Annotated in this window: 1 protein-coding gene; it reads right to left on the bottom strand. The window is 65.6% G+C overall.

Annotation, left to right across the window (positions count from 1 at the left end):
- Nucleotides 1-2,477 (bottom strand): biotin/lipoyl-containing protein (locus KVY23_RS24765; protein ID WP_230558528.1); only part of this gene is annotated, 2,477 nt, incomplete at both ends.

Below are 2,477 nucleotides of genomic sequence, written 5' to 3'. Positions count from 1 at the left end.
TCGCGGTCGAAGGCTTTGACGTCTTCGAGGGTGCGGATTTCGTAGTATTGGCGGGTGATGACTTCCAGGAGTGCGCCGGGGTCGGTGATTCGTGCTGCGAGGAGGTCGATCAGGGGTTCGGGGGTGGAGACGAGGGCGTCGATGCGGGCGGCGTAGTCGGGTGCGTCGGGGTTTTCGGTGAGGTATTGCAGGCTTCCTCGGACTCCGTCGTAGACCTGTTCGCGTGCGCGGCGGATTTGGGGGGCGTCGAACAACCGGAAGCGGAGGTTGCGTGCGACGTCGCCGATGACGGGGTATCGGGCTTGGGTGGCGACGATGAGACGTTCGAGGACCTCTCCGATGGCGGTGTCGGAGGTTTTGTCGGCGGAGTCGTCGAGCCAGTGGTCGAGGAGGGCGGCGATGACCGGTACTTGGTTTTCGATGCGTTGCAGGGCGAGGAAGACTCGGTAGACTGCTTCTTCGAGTTCGGGACTGCGGGCGAGGTCGTCGATGTCGTAGTGGCGGAGGGCGCGGGAGAGTTTGCTGCGGAACGCTTCCGGGAGACCTTGGATGTCGACATCGAGTGAGTGCAGGAACGAGTGGAAATGTTCGCGGGGGGAATGGACCCGTTCGTCGGTGTTTTCCTCGTCCATGGTGGGGCGGTTGCGGGCGAGTTCGCAGATGTCGGCGAAGGTGTTGAGCAGGACCAGTTCTGCTTCGACGACGGCGGTGTCGTCGCCGGTGACTGCGGTGCGCAGTTGTTCGTATCCGGAGAGCAATGCTCGGGCGCGGGAGGCGCTGACATCGAATCCGGTGATCAGTGCGGACAATTCTTCCAACCGTGCCAACGCTCGGCAGCTGGCCGATTCGTTGCCTGGGCCCGCTACGGTGCGGAACTGCACGCGTTCGGTCTGGGTGGAGGTTTTCTGCTCCCCGGCTTGATCGACCCGCAGCAGGGCGGCACCGGAATCGACTTGACCGTTCACCGAGGCGAGGACTTCACGGACCCGGCCCGCGTAGGGCGAGCGGACCGCGGTTTCCATTTTCATCGACTCGAGCACCACCAGTGTCTGGCCGGCTTCGACGTCGTCACCGACAGCGACGGGGACCGCGACGACGACGGCGGGGGCGGGGGCACGCACCAGCCCGGCCTCGTCCTGGCTGATCTGATGGGTGATGCCGTCGACCTCGACGAGGAAATGCGCGGCACCGGCGACGGTGACCACCTGGTAGCGGCGATCGCCGAGGATGAGTCGGCTTTCGTACTTCCCGAGCCGTTCGATGTCGACCTGCAACTCACCGCTGCCACTGACACCGCTGCCGCTGTCGCTGTCGAGGATGTCGCCGTCGATGCGGTAGCGGTGTGGTCCGAGTTGTCCGACGCCGAGGGTGTAGCCCTGTCCTTGGTAGTTCAGTTCGACGGTGCGGCCGATGGTGTGTGCGGCGCGGGGGCGGCCACCGCGGGCGGAGGCGAGGAACGCGGCCCGCTCGTGGGCTTCGGCGCTGTCGTAGGCATCGATGGCGGCGGCGAGGATCGCGATGTCGGCGACGGTCGTCGGTCCGGTGGGGGTGCCGGCGTCGGTGCGGTCGAGCCACCCGGTATCAGCGGATCCGGAGATCACCTCGTTCTTGTCGAGCAGGCCGAGGAGGAACGATTTGGTGGTGGTGCCGCCGTCGATGACCACCGTCGTCTCACGTAGTGCGGTGCGCAACCGGGCGAATGCTTCGTCGCGGTCGCGGCCCCAGGCGATGATCTTGGCGACCATGGAATCGTAGTCGGGGGGAATGACATCGCCTTGGGCGATGCCGGTGTCGACGCGCAGACCGGAGCCGAGGGGGAACTTGAGCAGCTCCACCGTGCCCGGTGCCGGGGCGAACCCGTTGTCGGCGTCCTCGGCGTTCAGGCGCGCTTCCACCGCATGCCCGAACTCCGGTGGGCAATCGCCGTCGAGACGCTCCCCGTTGGCGACCTGGATCTGTAGTTTCACCAGGTCCAGTCCGGTGGTGAACTCGGTGATGGGGTGTTCGACCTGCAGGCGGGTGTTGACCTCGAGGAAGGTGAAGATTTTCTGTTCGGGCTGATACAGGTACTCCACGGTGCCGGCGCCGACGTACCCGGCGGCGCGGACCAGCTCACTCGATACCGTCCGTAGGTGATCGGCCTGCTCCTTCGACAGCAGCGGTGAGCTCGATTCTTCGATGACCTTCTGGTTGCGTCGCTGAATCGAGCAGTCCCGCACACCCGGCGCCCACACGTTGCCGTGCTCGTCGGCGATGACCTGCACTTCGACGTGGCGGGCATCGGTGACGAGACGTTCGATGAACACCACCGGGTCACCGAAAGACCGCTCCGCTTCACCTTGGGTGCGTTCGAGAGCGAGTTCGAGTTCGTCCTCGGCGAAGACCTTGCGGATTCCTCTCCCGCCGCCGCCGGAGCGGGCCTTGATGATCAACGGATACCCGATCGCCGCCGCGTGACGGCGGGCATCGGAGCGGGT

It is taken from the genome of Rhodococcus sp. I2R (assembly GCF_020889545.1).
In the GTDB taxonomy this organism is placed as follows: domain Bacteria; phylum Actinomycetota; class Actinomycetes; order Mycobacteriales; family Mycobacteriaceae; genus Rhodococcoides.
The sequence above is the reverse complement of the archived record's forward strand: the minus strand, read 5'-3'. Positions and strand labels throughout refer to the sequence as shown.